Origin of the sequence: Aliivibrio sp. SR45-2 (assembly GCF_963890165.1) — a bacterium.
Taxonomy (GTDB): Bacteria; Pseudomonadota; Gammaproteobacteria; order Enterobacterales; family Vibrionaceae; genus Aliivibrio; species Aliivibrio salmonicida.
Map to the genome: position 1 here is coordinate 1 of NZ_CAWPRC010000002.1, position 4,301 is coordinate 4,301.

At 37.0% G+C, this 4,301-nt stretch carries 4 protein-coding genes and 1 pseudogene; 2 read left to right on the plus strand and 3 right to left on the minus strand.

What is annotated here, in order from left to right; translation table 11 throughout:
- Positions 1–237 (plus strand): annotated as a pseudogene (locus AACV33_RS00030) (hypothetical protein); the annotation flags it as partial.
- Between the two features lie 8 nt (positions 238–245).
- Here the strand turns inward: AACV33_RS00030 and AACV33_RS00035 are convergent.
- The 3 genes from AACV33_RS00035 to AACV33_RS00045 form a co-directional block, all read right to left on the minus strand.
- Complete coding sequence (locus tag AACV33_RS00035; protein WP_012551918.1) at positions 246–617, minus strand: hypothetical protein; 372 nt, start codon at positions 615–617, stop codon at positions 246–248.
- A gap of 274 nt (positions 618–891) precedes the next feature.
- Entirely contained in the window at positions 892–2,292 is a 1,401-nt protein-coding gene (locus AACV33_RS00040) for an NAD(P)-binding protein (RefSeq protein WP_182700634.1), read from the minus strand.
- A 178-nt stretch (positions 2,293–2,470) separates the two neighbouring features.
- Entirely contained in the window at positions 2,471–2,704 is a 234-nt protein-coding gene (locus AACV33_RS00045) for a hypothetical protein (protein ID WP_017023256.1), read from the minus strand.
- A gap of 190 nt (positions 2,705–2,894) precedes the next feature.
- Here AACV33_RS00045 and AACV33_RS00050 point away from each other — a divergent pair.
- Positions 2,895–4,301 (plus strand): ABC-ATPase domain-containing protein (locus AACV33_RS00050; protein WP_182700635.1); only part of this gene is annotated, 1,407 nt, incomplete at its 3' end.

Genomic DNA, 4,301 nt, shown 5'->3' on the forward strand with positions numbered 1-4,301 from the left:
AGTAAAGAGTTGTACTATTGGTGGAAAGGCATATTACCAAAACAAGAAACAGATTATGAATCACAAGGCATTCATAATCTCATTTCAAAAACGACGTTAAACAGTACCTTAGAAAGCCGATTCAACCTCAGTTGCGTTAGTAATCATATAATCCACCCACTAGAATCGAATTCTCGTCAATGTGAATTATTAAAATACTTATTATGTACCGCGGTGTTTCAATTAAACCAAGATTAAGTACAGCCCTAGCCTAACGGATCTTCGCTGCTTTTTACATGTTCAAGATGAATCACACCTTTACAGCCAAGGTTTTCAAGCTGAGTCTTGCTAAGTTGAGTGCTTAAATAAAAGCCATAATGATAAATGCTGTCGCCTTTATTATTAGCAACCACTTTTCTATATACAATATCACCGACTAAATTCGGAAAAGAACGAATCCTCAGTTCACAACTGCCTTCTTGTAATTTTCTCTCACTTGTAAAGCCAAATCCTTTTTTAGATACATCCATTAACTTTACAGTAACAAAAGGCATTAATTTATGCGCCCAGAACACTTTAGCATTCACAGATTTCGGACATTCGAATCTAGGCCATCGGCGTTTAAGTAAAAATTCCACGTTTCACCTTACAGAAATTACGATCGGCCTATTCTCAACAAAAAAGCGAGACAATACAATAAAATTATCCACTTTTACATGTCCGTACGCCATAATATATCTTGGGTTATCTTTGTTTTACCACAAGGCATATACACGATAACTGTTACGCTTCAAAAACATACGATCCCATTATAAAACCTAACTTCTTTCATATTTATACAGATTAGGCTATAAGATGATAAAATGGCTTTAATGCAATGAGGTTCAACAACAGATTTAATTGATAAACCAATTAATACACTTCGGCTAATTCAATCGGATAATGACGTTCAAAAGCTAAAGAACGAGCTAATATTATCACCTCATCTTCATTTAATACCTTAAGAGAAGACGTCTTAGTGGTAAAGTTAAGCACCCTAGCAATCTCTTTTGCACATTCGATCCCTGAAGACGCTTTAACAATCTCAGCTCTGAAGTAACCATCTGCGGTATAAGAAATATTTGCTGCTCGTAACGTCACATCAGTACCAGGAATTTGTTGAGCTCCATATAACGGTTTTCCAGCTGATGTCGCGGTTTTAAATGAAGGGATAAATTGAGCAATATGCTTTATCGCTTTATCCGTTCGTTGCTGCTGAATCGAGAGATCCCAACCTTTTACAATTTTTTTAATTAATGCTTCTGATAATTTAGGCTGTGCGGACTCATTGCTTGATTGTGACAAACCATTTTTAAAAAGCGTAATATCTTCCGTCATACCATGCAATTGAATATATCCATTTGGATATGGCGTGAATTGAGCCATTCCCTGAGGTGTCCCTCTCTCACCATGAAATATAACTTCCGGCCACTTCCCGTAGTCTGATTGATTCCATTGAGTAACATAAGCGGCTTTAAACTCAACTAATCGATGAGTATGCTTTTGTACTAAATCATCAATAATCCCAGTTCTAAATCCAGCACTATTAATGACACAATCAAAACACTTACTTTTTTCTTTCCCAGATTCAGCGTAGTTAATCACCCATTGCTGGGCGTTTTTTTGAATATTATGAACATGTGAATTAAAATTAAGTACTGTATTTGACTTATTATTTAACGTGATCTCAGCGGTTGCTGCCATACGAAAAACACTAAGGCCATATTCTTGAACTAATACCACGGGATACTTTAGTTGATCTAAATCGACACTTTTTACGAAAGGAATTAACCAATCATCTAAACACGTAGGCGCTTCAGTTGGAGTCAACTGGGATATTAGCGTTAGCTGTTCACGGCTATAGATTTTGAAGTAATCAGAAGAAGGACCAAAGAATTCATTTTTAGGGTTGTCATCAATGAGTGTTTGATAAGCATTTTTTAACAGGATTAAACGCGGTAATAAATCAGAGGGTTCACCGCTGTCGGTTTTAGGCACTGCAATAATGGTTGGCCGTTTATTCATTGTATGAGGAAAATAGCGAACAGTATCGATAGATTCTTTTAATAACGTTAAACACTGTTCATCAGATATCTCACGATATAAGTTGCCTCCAGCATGCAAATGACAGATAGGAGGTCCGTTCACTAAACTAACGCCCTGTTCAAAGAGTTCAATATCAACATCGAACTGAGATAAGTACATCGCAATACTCGATCCGGCTATCCCACCACCAATAATGGCAATCTTCTTTTTAGAGTGTTTTTGTTCCATCTTTTTTATTAATCCAAGCCTAAATATGATTGACTTAGCTATTTTACTTCGCAGTACAAAAAAATAATAGTTTATCTAAAGAAAAAGCTTGATCAGGTGTTAATTTCTTTAATAATCATTAAGATAACTGGTTATACCTATAGTTACCCACAGAAATTGTGGATAAGTGTGGGTAATTTCATCCCCATAAGGTTAAATTGATAATACGCACAGTAACTCCAAGGATAAAAGTACTAATACCAAGTCGGTACCATTTATACTCTTGGGCGCTCATTTCTATACGTTTAACAAATAATGCACACGCACCACGCCAATCTGACGTTCGTTTTCCATATTGTGTGATCGATAAACATAAAAAGATGATCCCAGTGCCAATCAATAACAGTTCAATACTATTTAAAACCAATTCCATATTTACACTCCTTTGTTAATAGTAAGTATTTTATTGTTAGTAACTCAGGGATGTAAATTAGCCAAAGGTCTTAACTTGCTTCTTTGTTAATCATTACTCAACTTAAACAAATAAGTTTACTTAAAGAAGTACGTCTTCTTCACGGTATTTTGTTATACTGCTCACAACTTTATTTTATGATGTGAATGTAATGGAACAACTTGAAGCCAAGCTAAAAAAATTAGAAAAAAGAAATTACCGTAGTTACACTGCTATAAAGGGTAAATACGATTTTACAGACTTCACTTTGTACATCGATAATGTTCAATCTGACCCATACGCGCCGCCTTCTCGCCTTCGTGCAAAGCGTGCTTGGTCATTAACACACCTACAATGGTTACAAGAAACCTCTTTAGATTATCAACGTGCTGCAAGAGACTTCCTTGCTCGTCACTTTAGCCAGCTTCTTGAAAAAGACGCAACTCTATCTATTGCGCTATCAGGTCAAACGGTTTTAGATCATACATCGGTTGTTTTTGATGATGAAGGCATTGAACTTCGTTATAACATGAACTTGCCTGCTGATGGCCGTGAAATTTTAGCAAAGAGAGCCATTAACATTCTGACTTTCCACATGCCAAAATACGTTCGTAGAACACTTCTGGCTCGTGAACTTCCGATTGAAGAATTAAAAGAACATTGTAAAGTTATTGTCGATCAAGTTGCCCTTCGTCGTCAGCTTGCTGAACATAATCTAGTCGCGTTTGTTGCTAATGGCAGTATTTTACCTCGTATTGCGGGTAACAATGATCGCCCAATGAAAGAAGCCATTGCTTTTCAAAGCCCTGCATCTTTAGAAATTGAGTTATCTACACCAAACAAAGGCCTAATTAAAGGCATGGGGATCCCAAAAGGGATCACGCTTATTGTTGGTGGTGGTTTCCACGGTAAATCAACGTTACTTAATGCACTAGAGCGCTCTATTTATGATCACATCCCAGGAGATGGTCGTGAATATATCGTTACAGAAGAATCGACAACAAAAATTCAAGCAGAAGATGGACGCTGTGTTCATAGTTTGAACCTGTCTAACTACATTAACCATTTACCGATGGGTAAAGACACGACTTGTTTCTCAACTCAAGATGCATCAGGCTCAACATCTCAAGCCGCTTGGTTACAAGAGTCTCTAGAAGCTCAAGCTAAAACATTACTTATTGATGAAGATACGTCAGCAACTAACTTCATGATTCGTGATGAACGTATGCAAGCACTTGTAAGCAATGGTGCAGAACCTATTACGCCGTTAGTTGATCGCATAGGTCAACTTCGTGATGAATTAGGCGTTTCTACGATTTTGGTTATGGGCGGTTCTGGTGATTACCTTGATGTTGCCGATACTGTAATCCAAATGCATGATTACCAAGCCGTTGACGTAACAAAACAAGCGAAAGATGTTGTTTTAAGTCACCCGACAACAAGAAAGAAAGAAGGCTCTGAACATTTACTTCCTACGATGACACGCCAACTTAATCGTTCATCATTGCAGGCAATTCTACAAGAAGGTAAATTCAGAATTCAAACCAAAAACAAAAACTCTTTACGTTTTGGTCGTGAA

Coding starts and splice junctions, on each gene's coding strand:
- AACV33_RS00040 (WP_182700634.1), bottom strand. CDS start 2,292: ATGGAACAAAAACACTCTAAAAAGAAGATTGCCATTATTGGTGGTGGG.
- AACV33_RS00045 (WP_017023256.1), bottom strand. CDS start 2,704: ATGGAATTGGTTTTAAATAGTATTGAACTGTTATTGATTGGCACTGGG.